Source organism: Streptomyces sp. CAU 1734 (assembly GCF_039888735.1).
Classification (GTDB): Bacteria; Actinomycetota; Actinomycetes; order Streptomycetales; family Streptomycetaceae; genus Streptomyces.
Genome location: NZ_JBDQQP010000001.1, coordinates 342,125 through 359,903, shown reverse-complemented (window position 1 = coordinate 359,903; position 17,779 = coordinate 342,125). Strand labels below are relative to the sequence as shown.

16 protein-coding genes and 1 tRNA gene are annotated in these 17,779 nt (G+C 70.3%); 8 read left to right on the top strand and 9 right to left on the bottom strand.

Annotated features, from left to right (window positions below):
• Positions 1–129 precede the first annotated feature (129 nt).
• Entirely contained in the window at positions 130–945 is an 816-nt protein-coding gene (locus AAFN69_RS01415; protein ID WP_347726760.1) for a hypothetical protein, read from the bottom strand.
• Positions 946–1,136: 191 nt separating this feature from the next.
• On the opposite strand from AAFN69_RS01415, the gene AAFN69_RS01410 reads away from it, so the two are divergent.
• The 5 genes from AAFN69_RS01410 to AAFN69_RS01390 all read left to right on the top strand — a co-directional run bounded on the left by AAFN69_RS01410 (position 1,137) and on the right by AAFN69_RS01390 (position 8,270).
• A complete protein-coding gene (locus tag AAFN69_RS01410; RefSeq protein ID WP_347726352.1) occupies positions 1,137–2,315 on the top strand; it encodes a CapA family protein in 1,179 nt (392 codons plus the stop codon).
• 314 nt (positions 2,316–2,629) lie between these two features.
• The gene (locus AAFN69_RS01405; protein ID WP_347726759.1) at positions 2,630–4,906 is read left to right on the top strand and encodes a HAMP domain-containing protein; all 2,277 of its coding nucleotides are present in this window, start codon (positions 2,630–2,632) and stop codon (positions 4,904–4,906) included.
• A gap of 6 nt (positions 4,907–4,912) precedes the next feature.
• A complete protein-coding gene (gene pgsB / locus AAFN69_RS01400; protein WP_347726351.1) occupies positions 4,913–6,619 on the top strand; it encodes a poly-gamma-glutamate synthase PgsB in 1,707 nt (568 codons plus the stop codon).
• Positions 6,620–6,691: 72 nt separating this feature from the next.
• Positions 6,692–7,174, top strand: a complete 483-nt coding sequence (locus tag AAFN69_RS01395; RefSeq protein WP_347726350.1) for a poly-gamma-glutamate biosynthesis protein PgsC/CapC — start codon at positions 6,692–6,694, stop codon at positions 7,172–7,174.
• A gap of 16 nt (positions 7,175–7,190) precedes the next feature.
• A complete protein-coding gene (locus AAFN69_RS01390; RefSeq protein ID WP_347726349.1) occupies positions 7,191–8,270 on the top strand; it encodes an NlpC/P60 family protein in 1,080 nt (359 codons plus the stop codon).
• 53 nt (positions 8,271–8,323) lie between these two features.
• Here the strand turns inward: AAFN69_RS01390 and AAFN69_RS01385 are convergent, their stop codons facing one another.
• The 6 genes from AAFN69_RS01385 to AAFN69_RS01360 all read right to left on the bottom strand — a co-directional run bounded on the left by AAFN69_RS01385 (position 8,324) and on the right by AAFN69_RS01360 (position 13,988).
• Positions 8,324–8,704 carry a hypothetical protein gene (locus AAFN69_RS01385; RefSeq protein WP_347726348.1) on the bottom strand — a complete coding sequence of 127 codons (381 nt, stop codon included), beginning with the start codon at positions 8,702–8,704 and terminating at the stop codon, positions 8,324–8,326.
• A 158-nt stretch (positions 8,705–8,862) separates the two neighbouring features.
• A complete protein-coding gene (locus AAFN69_RS01380) occupies positions 8,863–9,330 on the bottom strand; it encodes an NUDIX domain-containing protein (RefSeq protein WP_347726347.1) in 468 nt (155 codons plus the stop codon).
• Between the two features lie 132 nt (positions 9,331–9,462).
• Positions 9,463–12,516 (bottom strand): FG-GAP-like repeat-containing protein, encoded by a 3,054-nt coding sequence (locus AAFN69_RS01375; RefSeq protein ID WP_347726346.1) that lies wholly within the window; start codon positions 12,514–12,516, stop codon positions 9,463–9,465.
• Between the two features lie 324 nt (positions 12,517–12,840).
• The gene (locus AAFN69_RS01370) at positions 12,841–13,299 is read right to left on the bottom strand and encodes a type II toxin-antitoxin system VapC family toxin (protein WP_347726345.1); all 459 of its coding nucleotides are present in this window, start codon (positions 13,297–13,299) and stop codon (positions 12,841–12,843) included.
• On the bottom strand, positions 13,289–13,558 hold the full coding sequence (locus AAFN69_RS01365) for a prevent-host-death protein (protein WP_347726344.1): 270 nt from the start codon (positions 13,556–13,558) through the stop codon (positions 13,289–13,291). Before AAFN69_RS01365 ends, AAFN69_RS01370 begins: the two co-directional genes overlap by 11 nt.
• A gap of 356 nt (positions 13,559–13,914) precedes the next feature.
• Positions 13,915–13,988, bottom strand: a tRNA-Gly gene (locus AAFN69_RS01360).
• Between the two features lie 231 nt (positions 13,989–14,219).
• Between AAFN69_RS01360 and AAFN69_RS01355 the strand changes: the two genes are divergently transcribed.
• Genes AAFN69_RS01355 through AAFN69_RS01345 form a run of 3 tightly spaced genes read left to right on the top strand, consistent with a single transcriptional unit; the run spans position 14,220 to position 15,545 of the window.
• The gene (locus tag AAFN69_RS01355) at positions 14,220–14,411 is read left to right on the top strand and encodes a hypothetical protein (RefSeq protein WP_347726343.1); all 192 of its coding nucleotides are present in this window, start codon (positions 14,220–14,222) and stop codon (positions 14,409–14,411) included.
• Positions 14,412–14,469: 58 nt separating this feature from the next.
• The gene (gene dcd / locus AAFN69_RS01350; RefSeq protein ID WP_347726342.1) at positions 14,470–15,045 is read left to right on the top strand and encodes a dCTP deaminase; all 576 of its coding nucleotides are present in this window, start codon (positions 14,470–14,472) and stop codon (positions 15,043–15,045) included.
• A gap of 2 nt (positions 15,046–15,047) precedes the next feature.
• The gene (locus AAFN69_RS01345; protein WP_347726341.1) at positions 15,048–15,545 is read left to right on the top strand and encodes a phosphoribosyltransferase; all 498 of its coding nucleotides are present in this window, start codon (positions 15,048–15,050) and stop codon (positions 15,543–15,545) included.
• 86 nt (positions 15,546–15,631) lie between these two features.
• Here AAFN69_RS01345 and AAFN69_RS01340 read toward each other — a convergent pair whose 3' ends face one another.
• Positions 15,632–16,546 carry a Yip1 family protein gene (locus AAFN69_RS01340; protein ID WP_347726340.1) on the bottom strand — a complete coding sequence of 305 codons (915 nt, stop codon included), beginning with the start codon at positions 16,544–16,546 and terminating at the stop codon, positions 15,632–15,634.
• A 106-nt stretch (positions 16,547–16,652) separates the two neighbouring features.
• The gene (locus AAFN69_RS01335) at positions 16,653–17,723 is read right to left on the bottom strand and encodes a VCBS repeat-containing protein (RefSeq protein WP_347726339.1); all 1,071 of its coding nucleotides are present in this window, start codon (positions 17,721–17,723) and stop codon (positions 16,653–16,655) included.
• Positions 17,724–17,779 lie beyond the last annotated feature (56 nt).

Here is a 17,779-nt window from a genome sequence, read left to right as displayed (position 1 = left end):
CCGGGGGCCCGTACGGGAACGATCCCGTACGGGCCCCCGGTCCGTGCGGGGTCTCCCGCGCCACCGGCCTGCGGGCGCGGGTCTCCCCGGGCCGCCGGCCTGCCGGTGCCGCATCGCCGGGTTACCGGGTTACCGGCCCGCCCCGGCCCAGCCCGCCAGCAGCCGGGACAGAGCCCTCAGCGCCACCGCCGCGTCCTCGCCGTCACCCCGTGCCCGCGGGGCGAGTTCGACATGGACGAAGGTCGCCCCGTGGCGCTTCGCCGATCTCCCCTGCGCGTTGGTGATCCCCTCCAGGGGGCACTGGTCCGACCACCCCCGGCAGACCCGGAGCCCGCGGTTCTCCATGAAGTCGGCGAGCACCGTCGCCTCCTCGGGAGCCGTCAGCGCCGCGCCGGTGGACAGGACGGCGTCGTGCGGGCGAGTCGACTTCCTCGCGAAACCGTGCAACTGCGCCCCGGGAACGCCGCGTTCCTGGAGCTCGCCGACGATCGCGTGAAAGGCACTGTCCGTGCGGTGCGCGACATCCGCAGAGTCCCCCCGGCCCGCCTCGCGGTGCGCGCCGGCGATGACCAGCGCCCCGCCGGGCGCGCTCTCCAGAAGCCGCGCCCCGAGCGTCTCGGTGTCGCGGTCGGCCACCGGATGAGGAACCTGCACGCTCCAGCGGAGTGCGGTGTCGGCGTTGAGGTACAGCCGGCCCCAGCCCGCGCTCCTTCCGGGCTCGCGGGCCGCGACTTCGTCGTACCGCCTGCCGGACGCTGTGTCCGTGAGTCCGGTGATCCTCAAACCCACCGAATCCAGGAGCTTTTCGGCTGTCTCGAAATCGCCGTCGAGCAGGTGCCCAACGCCTCGGGAGAGGCGTTCCCGCTGTGCCTTTCCAGGGGGCTTGTACTGGTCTCGGCTTCCGGCCCGCTTCGCGTACTCGGTGATCCGGTTGCCGACATCCACCAGCTCACGGGCGGGAGGGCGGTGGGAATCCGAGTCGTCGCGGCCGCCCGGCGAGCAGCCCGCCAGCGCCGCCAACAGGCCCAAGGTAATGAGGAGATGAAGGAAAAGTGACGATCTTGTGACGCCATGGGGATATTGGATCTCTGGGGTCATGCGAAAATCAGCCGGTGGCATTCCGTGATTATCCTCACATGGGTCGCGCGTTGGCCGTCTTCGCGGCCTTCGCTGTACTCGCCACCGGCTGTGCGTCCACCTCCTCGGAGTCGCCGCGCAAGCCGGGAGGGCGCACCTTCACCGTGGCCGCCGCGGGTGATGTTCTCATCCATCCCGAGCTGGTGGAACAAGCGGCCCTGGATGCGCAGGAGTCGGGCAAGGGCGAGGCCGGGCTGGACTTCGGCCCGCTGCTGGCCGGTGTGAAGCCCGTCATCAGCAAGGCCGACCTGGCCATTTGCCATATGGAGACGCCGGTCGGCAAGCCCGGTGGGCCCTTTGAGGGATACCCGGAATTCCTGGTGCCGCCACAGATTCTGACGGCTCTCAAGGACGTGGGCTACGACACCTGCTCGACCGCCTCCAACCACACCTACGACCACGGGCTGAAGGCCATCCGGCGCACCCTGGACACCATGGACCGGATCGGACTCGGTCACACCGGATCGGCCCGCACCCCCGAGGAGTCGCGGAAGGTCAACATCCGCACCGTCAAGGGCGTCAAGGTGGCCCATCTCTCCTACTCGTGGGAGTCCTTCCTCAATCCGACGCCCGGCAAGGAGCGCTGGGCGTTCAACCGGATGAGCACCGAGCGGATCAAGCGGGCCGAGGCGCAGGGCCGGAAACAGGGCGCCGAGGTGGTGATCCTCTCCGTCCACTGGGGCCTGGAGCACTACAACGAGCCGAGCGTTCCCCAACTGGCCCTCGCGGAAAGGCTCACCAAGGAGACCGGCGTCGATCTGGTGATCGGCCACCACGCGCATGTGGTCCAGCCGATCCAGAAGCTGAACGGCACCTGGATCGCCTACAGCCTCGGCAACCAGGTGGCCCGCCACTCGTCCCCCACCGGGCTCACCGAGGAGGGGGTGATCGGCTGGTTCGAATTCCATGAGACGGAATCCGGCTGGGAGGTGGCCGCCCGCCACCGCACCACGCTGGTGGACATCCCGCCCGAGGTCGAGGTGGGGGAGAAGATCCCCGCCGGTGCGGTCGAGGACCACCGGCTCGTCGATGTCAGGCAGGTGCTCGACAATCCGGGCGACCTGTCCGAGGGCCGGCTCGCCCGCTACCGCCTGGCGATTAACCGGACTCATGGATTCCTCTACAACCGGGGAGCTCCGGGCGGTGACGGCCTCGCCGAACTGTCCATGAGGAACTGAGGACCTGAGGACCTGAGGATCTGAGGACCTCGGTAACCGAGGAACCGAACAACTCGGCAGCAGAGCAGCAGAGCAGCAGAGCAGCAGAGCAAACGGAGCAATGGGGCTCCGGCTCGCCGAGCCGGACGCGCGCGATGAACAGCGGGCGCGGAACAACGGGGGATTCCGGCCCTCCCAGGGGTGTCCGAGGGCTGCGTCCGCAGCGATCTTCTCGCGGCGACGTCTGTACCAACCAGGAAGGGGCACCTGTGACATCGAGCAATGCCGCGCACTCCCCGCGCAGGGGCCGCCGGCGCAGCCGCAGACGCGCGGACATGCCGCTGCTCGGCGGCATCCGTCCGCCGATCGCGCTGCTGTGTGCGCTGGTCCTCGCTCTCGCCGGCCTGACCGCGAAGGTGCTCGGCCCCGGGAAGGACATGGTCGCGCCGCAGGCGGTGCTGACCTCGCAGCAGTACTTCGCCGAGGACGGCGCCATCGCCATGCGCGCCGCGATCGACGAGCGGGTCACCGACCTGGACCGGACCGCCAGGGCGCTGAGTTCGGGCTCCCCGGTGAAGCCCGAACGCATCCTGGCGGACCTGGGGCGGGCCTACCAGAAGTGGACCGGCACCACCGTCGTCGACCTGGAGAGCGGCGACGTGCTCGCCGCCCGGGGCGAGACGATCCCCCTCGCCTGGCTGGACAAGAGCGTCCTCACCGGTGACCTGGCCCTGACCCCCCGCATGGTGCGGCTGGAGACCGGTGACGTACGCCTGATGACCATGGCGGTCCTGGACTGGAGCGACCGCCCGCAGCAGCTGCTGGTCGCGTCCAGCGGTCTCTCCGTGCCCGCCATCAACCTCGGCCCGTTCCGCACCATGGCGGTCGTGTCCGAGGCGGGCGAGGTCCTTGCCACGGCCGGCTTCGAGCGCGCCGAGGGGCTCAACTCCGACCAGGAGCGCAAGGAACTCGCCTTCCTCCAGAAGCAGATGAGCCGGCTCTCCGACCGGGCCGCCGAGTACACCGAACAGCATCCCGTCCGCGCCGGTGAGCCGGGCTCGGGAGGCTACCCGGGCGTCAGCGGCACCCTCGTCGGCGACGACTACAACGGACGCACCGCCCTCGCCGGGTACGCCTCGCTCGCCTCCCCGAACCCCGAGGAGCGCAAGAGCGTGGCCGCCGGGCTCGGACTGACGGTCGTGGCCCTGCTGCCGGTGGTCCGGCAGCAGCACGGGGAGCAGGGCCGCGAGCTGTACGGACTGGCGGTCTCCGGCATCCTCGTCCTGCTCGGCCTGCTGGCGGTGACCGTGCTCTGGGCGACCGTGCAGCGGCCCCTGCTGCGGCTGTTCCTGGAGTCCCGCCGTCTCGCCCGCGGCGATCTGACCCGGCCGGTCTCGGTGCCCCGGGGCGGGGAGGCCGCGCGGATCGCCGGCGCGCTGGAGCGCCTGCGCCGGCAGCTCGGCGGCCAGTCCGGAGGCCACGGGCCCGACGCCGGCGGCCAGGGCTCCGGCGCCGCCGGCCCCCGCCGCAGAAAGCGCCGGCTCGGGGGCCGCGCGTCGCTCGTGCTGACCGCCGCCCTGCTCCTGCTGTGGTGCCTGCCCGTCGGCCTGCTCCTCAACCGTACGGACGGCTCGGTCAGTGTGCCCACCACCATGGTCAACGACCAGCGGGACCGCACCGATCTGCTCGCCGACCGGCTCCGCAGAGCGCTCAACGAGGCCCATGCGGACATCGTCTCCACCGCCCGGCTGATCGGCGAGGACACCCCCGCCGCGACCGTCCGGCTGCTCACCGAGACGCTGCGCAAGCACCCGCGCTACCAGTCCCTGTACGTCGTCGGCCCCGACGGCGCCGTCGCCGCGCGGGCGGGCGGCTCCGCCCGCCCCTGGAGCCCGGACAAGGCCCTGCGACCGGTCCGGGTGGCCGGCAAGGCCGACGGGAAGCCGGTGATCCAGGCCGGCGCCCCCGTACCGGCGCGCAAGGGGGCCACCCTGGTCGGCGAGATCCGGGTGGAGTTCCTGAACTCACTCCTGGACCGCCCCGGCCTCGGCGAGGTCCGGGTGGTGGACACCGAGGGCCGGACCATCTCCGCCGGCAGCGGCTATCTGGCGTTCGAGAAGCTGCCCGGTGAATCGCAGTCCGACCTGGTCAGAGCGGCCGGCGTCCGGATCGGCGCCGGCCCGGTGGAGAACGGTCTGCTCCTGCGCGACGGGGGCGGCGTCACCGTCGCCGCCGCGGCCCCTTTCACCGGCGGAGGCGTCACGGCCGACATCGGCTGGACCGTGGTGAGCTGGCAGAAGGCCGAGCGCTTCCAGATCACCCCGTACCAGCGCGAGGACCGCAGCGTACTCGCCGGGATGCTCGGACTGGCCGCGATCATCCTCTGTCTCGGCTGGATCCATCTGGTGGTCGTACGCCCGCTGCGAGCCCTCGCGGCCGGCGCCGAGAAGCTGGCGGAGGGCGACCTCAAGACCGTGCTCTACCCCCGCTACCAGGACGAGGTGGGTGCTGTCGTCCGCAGCCTCGAACTACTGCGTCAGCAGGCGCAGGCCCGCAGACTCGACCAGTCGCGCCGGACCGCGGAGCCCCGTCCCGGCGCCGGCGGAAGGTGACAGGCCGTGCTCTATCTCTATTTCGTCCTGCTGACCGGAGCGGTGTTCCTGCTGGCCGCGGGCGTGGTCGAACAGCGCAGGCACTACGCGGCCCTGCACAGCATCCCCTCCCGGGTGCTCGTCAACGGCATCCGCGGGAAGTCCTCCATCACCCGGCTGTGCGCGGGAGCCCTGCGCGGCGGTGATCTCGTCACCGTCGCCAAGACGACCGGGACGGCCGCGCGCTTCATCCACCCCGACGCGACCGAGGAACCCGTCTACCGCAAATTCGGCATCGCCAATGTGGTGGAACAGATCAGCATCGTGCGCCGGGCCGCCGCCTACCGCCCCCATGCCCTGGTCATCGAGTGCATGGCCGTGATGCCCGCCCTCCAGGAGGTGAACCAGAGCAAGCTGATCCGCTCCACCATCGGGGTCCTGTGCAATGTCCGCGAGGACCACCTCGCCGAGATGGGCCCCACCCTGGACGACGTGGCCCGGTCGCTCTGCCGCTCGATGCCGGAGAACGGCATCTGTGTCACCGCCGAGCAGGATCGTTTCGACATCCTCCAGGAGGAGGCGGACGCCCGTAACTGCCGGCTGATCTACGCCGACCCCGAGACGGTCACCGACGCGGAACTCCGTGGCTTCAGCTGGTTCACCTTCAAGGAGAACGTCGCCATCGCCCTCACCGTGGCGGAACTCCTCGGCGTGGAACGCGAGGTGGCCCTCCAGGGCATGTACGACGCCCCGCCGGACCCGGGTGTTCTCTCCGTGGAACGCTATGTGACACCCGAGGGCAAGCGGCTGGCCTTCGCCAATGTCTTCGCCGCGAACGACCCCGAGTCGACGCTGATGAACGTGAACCAGCTGCTCGACCTCGGCGCCATCGGCCGCCCGCTGAATGTGGTGATCAACTGCCGGCCCGACCGGGTCGAGCGGAACGGCCAGATGGGCGAGATCATCCCCGATCTGCGGCCGGACAACGTCTTCGTCATCGGACACCCCTCGAAGAGCGCCATCGACGCGATTCCCGCCGACTGGCGGGACCGTGCGGTGGACCTGGGCGGCGACCGCCGCCCGGCCGAGGACTTCATGCCGACCCTGCTGGGACGCATGCCCGAGGGCTCCTCGCTCGTGGCCATCGGCAACATCCACGGCCAGGGCGAGGAGCTGCTGGAGTACCTCGCCGAACTCCCGGCGGACGACTCCGCCCCCGACCCCGCCGCGACCACGGAACCGGCCGCTCCCGCTCCGCCGGCCCGGCTGGACCCGTATGCCTCGTACCCCCAGGCGTACGAGGAGCGCTACCAGACGTACTGGACCCAGGAGATCCCGGTGGTCCGGGCACCGGAGCCACCGCTGGTGCCGATGGTGCCGCTGGCGGAGAACGATCCGGAGCCCTTCGGAAGCGTGCGCTACGAGCCCGCCCACGACCAGGGGTACGGGTACGGCACCCGCGGCGGCGAACAGGTGTGGCCCGCGAACGGGGAACACGCCGGCTGGTACCAGGACCCGAACCCGGCCCCGGATCAGCAGCCCGCGTACGACCCGGCGTACGACCCCACCGCGTACACCGCGTACACCGCGTACCAGCCGAGCCATGAGCCGCACTACGAGCCGGGTCACGAACCGGGTTACGAGGGCCATGAGCCGGGCCACGAGCCGAGGTATGAGCCGCCCCACCAGCCGGCTCATGAGGGTGATCAACCACCCCCGTACTCCCATCCCTGACGGCCGGGCGGCCCGCGCCGCCGCCGGACGAACGTTTCGCTCACCGCTCGTACCACCCGCCCGGAGCCCCAGTTGACCACTGCCACACTGACCCCCGAGATGGCCGCCCTGGGCATCGCCATAGGTCTGCTCTTCTCCCTGCTGTGCTACCTCACCACCAATCTCTCCCCCGGCGGGATGATCACGCCGGGCTGGGTCGCCCTGACCCTGATCGAGGACCTCCAGCGGGCGGCCATGGTCGTCGGCGTCACCGCCCTGACCTACGCGGGCACCAGGCTCATGCAGCGGCTGATGATCCTCTACGGCAAGCGGCTGTTCGCCGCCGTGGTCCTGCTGGGCGTGCTGCTCCAGGCCACGGTGATGATCGTCCTCTCCATGGAGTTCCCGCTGCTGTACGGAAACCAGACCCTCGGGTTCATCGTCCCCGGCCTGATCGCCTACCAGCTCGTGCGCCAGCCCAAGGGGCCCACGCTGCTGGCCACGGCCTCGGTCTCGCTGATGGCCTACATCGTCGTCGCCGCCGGCCTGCTGCTCGGCATCATGCCCACCGTCTGAGAATCGAGGAACAGCGATGGCAGCGAAGAAGAAGTCCCGCCGGATCCTGTCGGGTGCCGTGGTCCTCGGGCTCGTCGGAGTGTCCGCGTATCTGACCCTGGAACTGCGCAAACAGGAGGACCACGGGGTCACGGAGATCCGGAACGTCGGCGTCCTGAAGGGCAACCGGGGTGTGTCCGGCCCGGCCGAGGCCAGGACCGGCGGAAAGTGGACCCGGATGGAGAACCCGGCGCGCAGCGTGCTCCGGGGCCCGGACGGCCAGGTCAAGGCGGTGCTCACGGACGGCGCGCAGACGGCCAAACTGTCCGGCCCGGCCCGCACCTTCGAGGAACCGGCCTCCACGGCCTCCAAGGTCTCCACGACGGACTGGGTCCGCATCATGCCGAAGCCCTGGTCGGAGGGGGCGGAGAAGGAGAAGTGGTTCAGGGAGTGGTACGAGAAGTACGCCGGCAGCAAGGAGGACGACGTCTTCGCCTTCGCCTTCCAGTACGTGGCGGGCGCGCCGCTCCGCAAGGACGAGAAGGGCCTCGCTCTCGCGGGCGACGCCAACTTCGGCCCGCTGAACACCACCGGGAAGAACACCGGCGATCTGCGGCTGGAGCAGTCCGACTTCTACGACTACCTGGGAATCCCCTACCCCTTCCGGGACGGCGGCGTCGGCAAACCGGAAGCCATGCGCGCCCGCTCCCTGGACTGCTCCGGCTATATACGCATGGTCCTCGGCTACCGCGCGCGCTACCCGCTGATGTCGTCGGACAAGTCGGGCGACGGCCTCCCGCGTACGGCCAACGGCATGGCGCGTTCCGGGCGCGGCGCGGACATCCTCCCGCTGACCGGCGTCCAGGCCCAGGACCGCCCCTCCGCCATCGACCAGCTCCAACCCGGTGACCTGGTGTTCTTCAAGCTGGACAAGCGGACCGGGGAACGGCTGGACCATGTGGGCATCGTCCTCGGCCATGACACCGAAGGCCACCTGATCTTCGTCTCCAGCCGGGAGGAGATCAACGGCCCCACGATCGGCGACGTCGGCGGAGTCTCCCGGCTGGACGGCAACGGCTACTACGCGAAGACGCTGCGGAGCGCGAAGCGCCTGTGAGACCGGGGGGACGCGGGGGCCGGCCCGGCACGACGGTGCCGCCCGCGCGCCGATCACCAGCTCCGCATGGCCTCCCGCGCGGCCCGCTCCGGGTCACGCCCCGCGCAGAGCGCGCCGATGACACTCCGCAGCAGCCCTCCGGTCTCCCTGAACGTGTTCTCGGACGAGCCCGCCACATCGAAGCCGGCCCGGTCGACCCTCAGAACCCCTGCGGGCAGCGCACCGGCGGAGCCATCCAGCAGCCCGGCGAGCACCGCCTCGGCGAACTCCTCCGGCAGTCCGGGGACGAGAGGTGATCCGAGTTCGCTGTGACAGCTCGGTCCGGTCGCGCCCTGCGCGGGGCCGGCCCCGAAGGGGACCTCGAACACCGTGATCGGGGCCTGCCCGATCGGGGCGGGCGTGAACTCTCCGCCCAGGAGACCTCTGGCGATCACGCCTCCGAAATCGCGGCGCATTTCCACGACGGCCCGGTGGGCCCGATCACCATGTAATGACGCCGGAGCGCTTCGCCGGCGCGGTTCAACTGATGTCCGGGCAGCCGATGGCTCGTCCGCCCGGACGGCGACACCGCGCGGCCCGTCCGGGAAAGCGGTCATCGAGCCGTCCCCCTGTCCCCGCGCGCCGTGCCCTGCCGGACCAGCCCCAGCAGGGCACCCTGGCCTGCCTGGAGAATGTGCGCGGCCTCCAGCGGGATCCAGAAGCACTCGAAGTGAGTCGGTTCCCGCTCGCCGTCGTGGTCCTCCCGGCTCGGCCACCGCTCCGGGGCCGACCCGGTGAGCTCCAGCTGGAAAACGTGCCGGTGCTGGATCTCGAACCGGTACGGGCTGATGTCGTACGCGGTCTCGCCGAGCTTGCGGACGATCCTGAAGCCCGACAGGCCGGTCTCCTCGCCTGCCTCGCGCAGAGCGGCGGCCTCCGGAGTCTCACCGGGACGGATGCTGCCCGCGGGGACCTGGATGCCGACCTCCTCGTAGGAGTAGCCGGTGTGACGGAACACCAGCAGGCGCCCGTCCCGCACGACATAGACGAGGACCTTCTCCCTCGTGACCTTCTCCGGCATACGAGACCTCCATACTGCTGCCGCCGGGACCGTGCTTCCCGCTCATGGGCGACGTCACTTCCCCGGGCGTACAGGGAACGGGCCCGGACGAATCATGTCGTCCGGGCCCGAGGTGCGGTGGCGGAGGCCGGCTCAGAAGAGGCCCTTGTACCCCTGCCAGCCGGTGGCGATCTTCGCGGCGCCGCCGAAGGACCCCTTGCCGTTGCCGCTGCTGCGCCAGACGGCGCCGGAGGTGTCGCGGGAGACGAGGTCGGCCTTCCCGTCACCGGTGATGTCGCCGACGCCCACGGTCACGTTGTACGACGAGCCCCAGTTGTCGAAGACCTTCACCCGGCTCTTGAACGTGCCGCTCGCGGTGCCGTCGTAACGCCACAGCTCGTTCGACTTGTCGTGCACCAGCAGGTCACCGTGGCCATCGCCGTTGAGGTCGCCCGCGCCCAGGATCTTCTTGTATCCCGTCCACTTGGACGCGATCCTCACCCTGGCGGAGAACTTGACCGTGCTCGTCGACCTGTAGAGGTACACATCGCCCGTCGAGGCATGGCGGGCGAGCAGATCGGCCCGCCCGTCACCGCTGATGTCCCCGGGCGAGGTCAGCACGTCGTACTGATTCCAGCCCGTGCCCAGCGAGGTGTACGTGGTGGACGGCGTCACCGCCGCGTCGCACGCGGGCCGGTAGGCGCGCAGGGCGCCGTTGCTCAGCCGGACGAGCACGTCGTTGCACCGGTCACCGTTCAGGTCGCCGAAGGGCACCGCCTTCACCGTGGCCGGCCACCCGGAGCCCGTCCGCTTCCCGGTGAAGGTGCCCTTCCCCGTACCGTACTGATATGTCAGCCCGCCGGAGCCGGTCAGCGTCAGCAGCTCGCCGAAACCGTCCGATCCGACGAAGTCACGGCGGACCGCCGCCGCTCCGGTGACCTTGACCGTGCCCGTCCTCGTCAGCGCCGCGCCCTGTCCGTCCGCGGGGGTGACGGTCAGTTTCCAGGTGTGGGCGCCGTTGGGCACCAGCCGGCCGGAGTCGTCCTTGCCGTTCCAGGCCGGGGTCACCACACCGAGTGCCGGGCCGCCGGAGAGCGTGCGCACGGCCGTACCGGTGCCGTTGGTGATCACGAACTTCCAGGAGGCCGCGCTCTTGTTCAGCCACCACTTCGGGCTCCACTGCGCGGCGCCGCCCTTGACGTCCACCGAGGCCGCGACGGTGGCGTCGCGCTGGGCGAGATCGGAGACGGGGACACCGCTCGCGGTCAGACGGACGGAGTTGTCGGAGCGGAGCTGGGCGATCACACCCGTGTACGGGTCGACGTCCCAGGCGTTCCCCTCGAACGTCCCGGCGGTGTGCGACACGGGCGTCCCGCCGCGGACGTCGATCACCTTCAGCATGCCCGCCTCGACCATCGCGACGAAGCCGTCCCCGAGCTGCGCCTGCTCCCAGCGGGAGCCGGAGACGAGCGTCAGATTCCGCTTGGTGACGGTGTCATAGACACCCTGGCCCTCCGAGTTGAGGACACAGTTCCACAGCAGCCAGCGGCCGACCGCCTGGAAGTCGTTCAGCAGACAGCCGCGCCCGAACCACACCGGCTCGCCCCGCTGCCCGGTCAGCAGGTCGACGGGGACCACGCTGTCGTTGCCGTCCTTCACCCACGCGGTGGTGCCCCAGATCGCCCGTACGGTCTCCTTCGTCGTGTGCGCCGTGCGCCCGGTGTCGAGGTCGACGATCCGGGTCTCCACCACGCCATTGCTCTCGATCGGCCCGGCCAGGGCGGCGAAGCGGCCGTTGGCGGCGTCCGCGGTCCGATAGCTGCGGCTGCTGTCGATCCGGGTGCCGGGCAGCGACTGGGTGGCCCCGAGAAGCCGGGGCTGCTGTACGTCGTCCGTGCCGTAGCCGGAGACGACCGTCCGGCCGTCGCCGGTGTCGAGCAGACGCGGAGTGCTGTACGCGTACAGGTCCGGCGCGACACGGCCTCGGGTGGTGCGTGCCCCCACCGCGGGGGAGCCGGTCACTCCGGTCTCGCGGGTGTGGAGATACGTCCAGTCACTCACGGGGTCCTGCTCGATGGTGGTCAGCCGCCCCTGGGCGAGGGTCAGCTGGGAGACCTTGTGGGCGGTCGGCTTGGGGTACGCGTCCGCGACCCGGCGCACGGTGACCCCGCCGCCCGGGGCGGCCTCGACGCGGGAGACGCCCCAGTTCTCCGTGCCGGCGCCGCCGGCGACCAGCAGCCCGCCGTCCGGAGTCGCGACGGCCTGCATCGACGTCCTGGCCAGCAGAGTCCTCGGCGCGGAACCGTCGAGGGGTACGGCTTCCACCCGCGAGACCGCGCGGTTGGTGTCGTGAGGGCCCAGCGCGGAGTCGTACCGGGACACGATGGGGGTGTCCCCGACCATGCCCAGGACCTGCGCGACACCGCCGACCCGAACGGTCCGCACGGCGGCGGCCGGGTTCTGACGGGAGGCGACGTACAGGGTGCCGTCATAGCACCACACCACGTGGGTGGGGCTGATCGCGACCTGGGAGTACCAGGTGATCACGTTGTACGGCGGGACGGTGAAGCGCCCCCGCTCGACATCGAGCCATCCGGTGACCTCGTCGTCGCCCTTCCGGTACCGCACGAGCTGTCCGCGCGCGTCGCCCAGCCCGGCGGCGGCCCACAGGCGGACGCCGGAGGGCACGCCCTCCACCGTGCGGTCGCTGACGGAGCCGTCGGCCCGGACGTCCAGCATGTGCCACACGGAGTCGACACCCGGGGTCCCCGCCGTCGTGACGACCGTCGATCCGAGGGTGCTGAAGTAGGAGTGCCCGGCTGGGAGCGGAACCTTGCTGACCTGGCCGGACGCCATGTTCCGCAGCGTCACGGTCCGGGTGGGCGCGTCGTAGCGGGCGACGACGTCCGAGCCCGCGCCGGCACTGGTGCCGCCGTGCAGATCCGTCTGCGAGACATCGACGGCGGTTTCGACACCGCCGTACGTCGTCCACAGATGCCCCCGCTCCCCCTCGTACCGGAGGAACCCGGAAGGCCCCGCGCTCAGCAGGTTCGTCCGGGGAACCATGGCCGTGGTGGCGGGCACGGTCACCTCTCCGGCGACCGTCTCCCCATACGCGCTGCCGGCCGAGAGCGGGCCGAGCCCGAGGGCGAGCGTGAAGGAAACGGCGGTGGCTGTGGCGCCTCGTACGAGCACACGTCTGCCCATGCAGGACCTCTCCGGGGATGGTGGTGGAGGGCTTGGAGAGACTTCCGCGTACGCCGCTGAGCCGCGCGCGATGAGCGCGCGGCGGTCAGGACACTCAGACCCCCCAAGTGAGTGCCCGGACTATAGCAATTACCCGTGCATGAACCATGGGTCGGTGAGTGATAGCAGGTGGCGATACGGGCCGGGCGCTGCGACCCGGCTCGCCGAAGGAGCTCTCCCCAACGCACGGTTGGTCAATGTGTCCAGGATGGCCGCAGATAGGGGACAGGCCGTGGTTGAGACCTGGACCGGCTCATTGGGCAACGCTGGCCTTGACGCGGCGGCTCATCGATCGTGGAGCACGGCCGGCCGGCGGACGGGTACGACGGTGAGCAGGTCTTCGAGCCCTTTGAAGTCATCGGGGTTGGTGGTGAAGAGAGGCAGGTCTTCGGCGATCGCGATCGCCGCGATCATCAAGTCGGCCACTCGCCGCCGGGGCCCCCGGCCGGCTCCGATGACTGCCGCGCACACCCGGCCGTATATACGGGCGGCTTCGGCGTCGAACGGGATGGGGTCGAATTCGTTCTCGGCACGCTGCAGGACATCCATTCGGCGTGCGCGCTCGGCGTGCTCGTCGTAGTCGTCCTGGTCTTCGTTCCGGCGCACTTCGTGGGGTCCTGTGGAGAGCTCCGCCAGGGTGATGGCGCTGATCGCCACCTCGGCGGGCAGTTCCTCGGGGTCCACCCACTTGCGCAGGATCATGATGTCGGTGTCGAGCAGTCCCTGCTGGTGTTCAGCGGGCATAGGGATCGTCTGTCTCCTGCTCGGCGGTGGTGCCCTGGCCGGCCCGGAAGGCATCGAGGGAGATGTCGGGCGCCGCGCGGGACATCGCCGCGAACTCGCCGCGGGGGACGAACCGCCGGCGTCGCCGGAGGGGAATCAGCTCACCGATCTGGTGGCCATCCCGGGTGACGGTGAAGGATTGCCCTCCCTGAACGGCATCCATGATCTCTTTCGACCGACTGCGCAGATCGCGTTGGGTGATCTCGTGCTGGGCTGCCATGGCTACACGGTAACCTCATGTGCTACCTGGTGCTACCTGGTGCTACCTGGTGCTACATCGTGGCGCACTGATGAGGCCGGGTAACTGCGGCGGCCGCGCGTGACGCGGAGGATGCCAGGCAACGGCAAGGTTCCGGAAGCGGGGACCGAAGGCTCTCAGGGGAATCGAACGGATGCGGATGCGGGCCGGGTTTGGGCTCGACGGGGCGCCGTCGGCCGTCTGGACCGGCCGCTGCGGGCCGCTTGCGGTAAGGGTTGCGACCGGCAATCGGGCACGGGATGTGCGAAGCGGGCACGCTGCACCAGAGTGGTCTAGACAACACGAAAGCCCCGGGCCGCTGGCCTGGGGCTTTTCTTTGGAGCGGGTGACGAGAATCGAACTCGCGCTCTGAGCTTGGGAAGCTCATGTTCTACCATTAAACTACACCCGCAGTGCGGTCGATGATCAAGAACCGCGACTCCGCTCACTCTACCCCATCCCTCCGCCCCGATGTGCGGCTCCGCCGCGCGTTTCCGTGCTCGGGATGTCCGATGCGGCTGCGGGGCAGGGCAGTTGAGGCATACCGTTGGCCTGCGGAGTGCCGCTTGTCATCCCGTCCGGAGTATCCCTTAATGTGGGCGTTCGTCCGCATTTACATCCGCATTTATGGGGAAGGGACTCGATGGATCTGATGGAGGGCACCGTCGTCCGCTGTGCCGAGGGCCATGTCTTCGCCACCGCCTCGCTGCCGATGCAGCAGCTCGGTGCCGGGCGGATCGGGCCCGGGCGGCTGGTGCGGTGTCCGCGGTGTGCGCGGTTGCGGAGTGTGGTGCGGGTGGGGGGTGGGCGGCAGCAGGTGGCGGGGGGTGGGTGAACCGCGGGGTGCGGCGGGGGAGGCGCGGGGGCGGGAGTCGGCTGCGTATCCTCGGGGGGTGCTTCTCTCAGATAAAGACATCCGGGCCGAGATCGACGCCGGGCGGGTTCGCATCGATCCGTTCGACGAATCCATGGTGCAGCCTTCGAGTATCGATGTGCGGCTCGACCGCTACTTCCGGGTGTTCGAGAACCACCGCTATCCGCACATCGACCCCGCCGTGGAGCAGGCCGATCTCACGCGCACGGTGGAGCCGGAGGGCGACGAGGCGTTCATTCTGCATCCCGGGGAATTCGTGCTGGCCTCCACCTATGAGGTCATCACCCTGCCCGACGATCTCGCCTCCCGGCTGGAGGGGAAGAGCTCCCTCGGGCGGCTCGGGCTCGTGACCCATTCCACCGCCGGGTTCATCGACCCCGGGTTCTCCGGGCATGTGACCCTTGAGCTGTCGAATCTCGCGACCCTGCCGATCAAGCTCTGGCCGGGGATGAAGATCGGACAGCTCTGCATGTTCCGGCTCAGCTCCCCGGCCGAGTTCCCGTACGGGAGCGGGCCGTACGGGTCGCGTTATCAGGGGCAGCGCGGGCCGACCGCGTCCCGTTCGTTCCAGAATTTCCATCGGACCCAGGTGTGACCATGAGTGACGTACGAGAGAACCTGACGTACGAGAAGTTCGGCGGCGCCATCCGGGAGCTCGCGCAGACCATCGCGGATGACGGATACGAGCCGGATGTCGTGCTCTCCATCGCCCGGGGCGGGGTTTTCGTCGCCGGCGGGCTGGCGTACGCGCTGGACTGCAAGAACATTCATCTGGTGAATGTGGAGTTCTACACGGGTGTCGGCACCACGCTGGAAATGCCGGTCATGCTGGCGCCGGTGCCCAATGCGATCGACTTCTCCGACAAGAAGGTCCTGATCGCCGACGATGTCGCCGACACCGGCAAGACGCTCAAGCTTGTGCACGACTTCTGTGTCGACCATGTCGCCGAGGTCCGGTCCGCCGTGATCTACGAGAAGTCGCACTCGCTGGTGAAGTGCGAGTACGTGTGGAAGCGGACCGACGAGTGGATCAATTTCCCGTGGAGTGTCGAGAAGCCCGTTGTGCGCAGGAGCGGACAGGTTCTCGACGCGTAGACCCGGTCTCAGACGCGTGGACCCGATTCATGGGAATGGCCCCGGCAGCTCGGCTGCCGGGGCCATTTCCATGAGAGCGGATGAATTCAGAGCGTGCCGAGCTTGATGATCGAGAGCAGCGCGACCAGCTGGATCGCCGACGCGCCGAGCGCCTTCGGCCACGGCAGATCGTGCGACTTGCTCACCATCACCGTGAACAGCGCTCCGGCCGCCAGCCAGGTCGCCCAGCCCACCACCTGGACCAGGGAGTTCTCGCCGCCCAGGAACATCGCGAAGAGCAGACGCGGGGCGTCCGTGAGCGACATGATCAGCATGGAGAGGCCGACCGTGGGCTGCCACGATCCGGTGCCGCCGAGCTGGCGGGCCAGTTGGTGGGTCACCGCGCCCAGGATCAGGCCGCCGATGACGAACGCGATGCCGGTGGTCAGCACATAGGGGATCGCGGTGGAGATCGTCGCGTTGATCGTCTCCTCGCGGGCCTGGTCGAAGCCGAAGATCGCCAGGCAGCCGTAGAGGAAGGTGACGGCCAGCGCCGGGCCCCACACCGCGTAGTCCCGCATCTGCCAGAAGGTCGCGGCCGGGCGCAGCACGATGCCGCTCAGCAGCGGCTTCCACGGCAGCCGGGGGCCCGCCGGCGGGGCGGGGGCGTTGCCGGCCTGGTAGGTCGCGCCCTGGCCGTAGGGGTCCTCGGTGCTGAACACCTGGGTGTGCCCCGGGTTGTTCGCGTACGGGTCCGACTGCGGGTGGTGTTGCTGCTGCTGATAGGGCTCGCCGAAGTACTCGGGCTCGCCCTGCCGGCCCTGCGGTGCCTGCCGGCCCTGATGTCCGGGCGGTGGGCCCGAGGGGCGGCGGCGGCCGTCCGGGCGCTGCCACTGCGGGGGTTGCTGCTGCTGCGCATACGGGGGCGCCGGCTGGCCACCCCCGTACGGTGGCGGTGCCTGCTGCGGTTGCTGCTGCTGCGTGCGGTTGTCCCGGCCGCGTCCGATCCTGAATCCAGCCACGCTTTGAACGTACCCGCTTCCGGGCCGACACGTGCGGGCGGACCGGGTGTGAACGGGCCTTTGCGGCTGACCTGTGACATCCCCTAAGGGCGGCGCGGCTCCTCCCCTAAGGGAGGAACAGGGCCGTGCTGAAGGTCACCAGGGGGCTGCCGTCCGCGCCGTACAGCGACACCGTGTCCGTCCGGTCGCCCTGGTGGGTGCGGAGCACCACGTCCGGGCGCTTGTCGCCGTCGAAGTCCGCGTACCGCAGCACATCGCCGGCCGCGGGGAGCGGGAGTGCCTTGGCGCGGTACGGGGTGCCCTTGCCCGCCGGGCCGTCGGGGCCGCCCCGCAGCAGGGTGCCCTTCACCGCCGCGCCCGGGACCGGCGGGCGGTCGGTCACCACCAGGTCGTCGTGGCCGTCGCCGTCCTGGTCGGGCTTCCGGAAGGGGGCCGACAGGGCCGGGCCGCCGCCCTCGACCACCGTCGCCGCGGTGCGCGGGGCGCCCTCGCGGGTGAAGGGGCCGCCCAGGAAACCTATCCGGCCGTCGGACGCGGTGACCGCCAGATCCGCGTCCCCGTCGCCGTCGAAGTCACCGCAGACCGGGTGGTCCGGCCAGTCGTTGCCGTACCGCGCCTTCTCCGGGATGCGCAGCACCACCGCCTTGCCCGCAAGACCGGCCGGGGAGCCGAAGAGGAGCTGGAGCGGGACCGGCGGGCGGCCCTTGCCGCCGTACGGCGGGTCGGTGGTCACCACCAGATCGGCGAAGCCGTCCCGGTCCAGGTCGCAGGAGACCCGGGCGTCGAAGGCCGCCGGGATCACTCCGCCGACCTCGGCCGCGTTGGCCCGCGCGGTCAGCAGGCGGTTCACGGCGGGGTTCAGCGCGCGCGGTCCCGCGGTGCCGTAGACGATGCCGATACCGGCGTCGTCGCCGTGGCTGTCGCGCGGATCCTTCACGAGATCGTTCAGGACCAGATCCCGCAGGCCGTCGCCGTTGAAGTCGTCCGGCAGTTCGCCGCCGTCGCCCCGGGGGACCGGGAGGGCGCTCGCCGGTCCGGGCCCGCCGGGCTCCGCGCCGCCGCTCCCGCCGTCCTCGCCGGCGGCGGCCGAGCAGCCGGTCAGCAGCAGTGCGCCGCAGACCGCGAGGGGCAGGAGTCCGCCCCGGGTACGCCTCCGCAGTAGGTGAAGCCGTGCCATCCGCTCCGTCCGCTCCGTGCGCGCCACACTCGTCCCATCCTCGCTCCGGCGCACCA

Excerpts from the sequence above, each read along its gene's own strand:
- AAFN69_RS01365 (WP_347726344.1), bottom strand. The coding sequence starts at position 13,558 with ATGGCAGCCCAGCACGAGATCACCCAACGCGATCTGCGCAGTCGGTCG.
- AAFN69_RS01370 (WP_347726345.1), bottom strand. The coding sequence starts at position 13,299 with ATGCCCGCTGAACACCAGCAGGGACTGCTCGACACCGACATCATGATC.
- AAFN69_RS01380 (WP_347726347.1), bottom strand. The coding sequence starts at position 9,330 with ATGCCGGAGAAGGTCACGAGGGAGAAGGTCCTCGTCTATGTCGTGCGG.
- AAFN69_RS01410 (WP_347726352.1), top strand. The coding sequence starts at position 1,137 with ATGGGTCGCGCGTTGGCCGTCTTCGCGGCCTTCGCTGTACTCGCCACC.
- AAFN69_RS01375 (WP_347726346.1), bottom strand. The coding sequence starts at position 12,516 with ATGGGCAGACGTGTGCTCGTACGAGGCGCCACAGCCACCGCCGTTTCC.
- AAFN69_RS01390 (WP_347726349.1), top strand. The coding sequence starts at position 7,191 with ATGGCAGCGAAGAAGAAGTCCCGCCGGATCCTGTCGGGTGCCGTGGTC.
- AAFN69_RS01345 (WP_347726341.1), top strand. The coding sequence starts at position 15,048 with ATGAGTGACGTACGAGAGAACCTGACGTACGAGAAGTTCGGCGGCGCC.
- AAFN69_RS01405 (WP_347726759.1), top strand. The coding sequence starts at position 2,630 with ATGCCGCTGCTCGGCGGCATCCGTCCGCCGATCGCGCTGCTGTGTGCG.
- AAFN69_RS01355 (WP_347726343.1), top strand. The coding sequence starts at position 14,220 with ATGGATCTGATGGAGGGCACCGTCGTCCGCTGTGCCGAGGGCCATGTC.
- AAFN69_RS01335 (WP_347726339.1), bottom strand. The coding sequence starts at position 17,723 with ATGGCACGGCTTCACCTACTGCGGAGGCGTACCCGGGGCGGACTCCTG.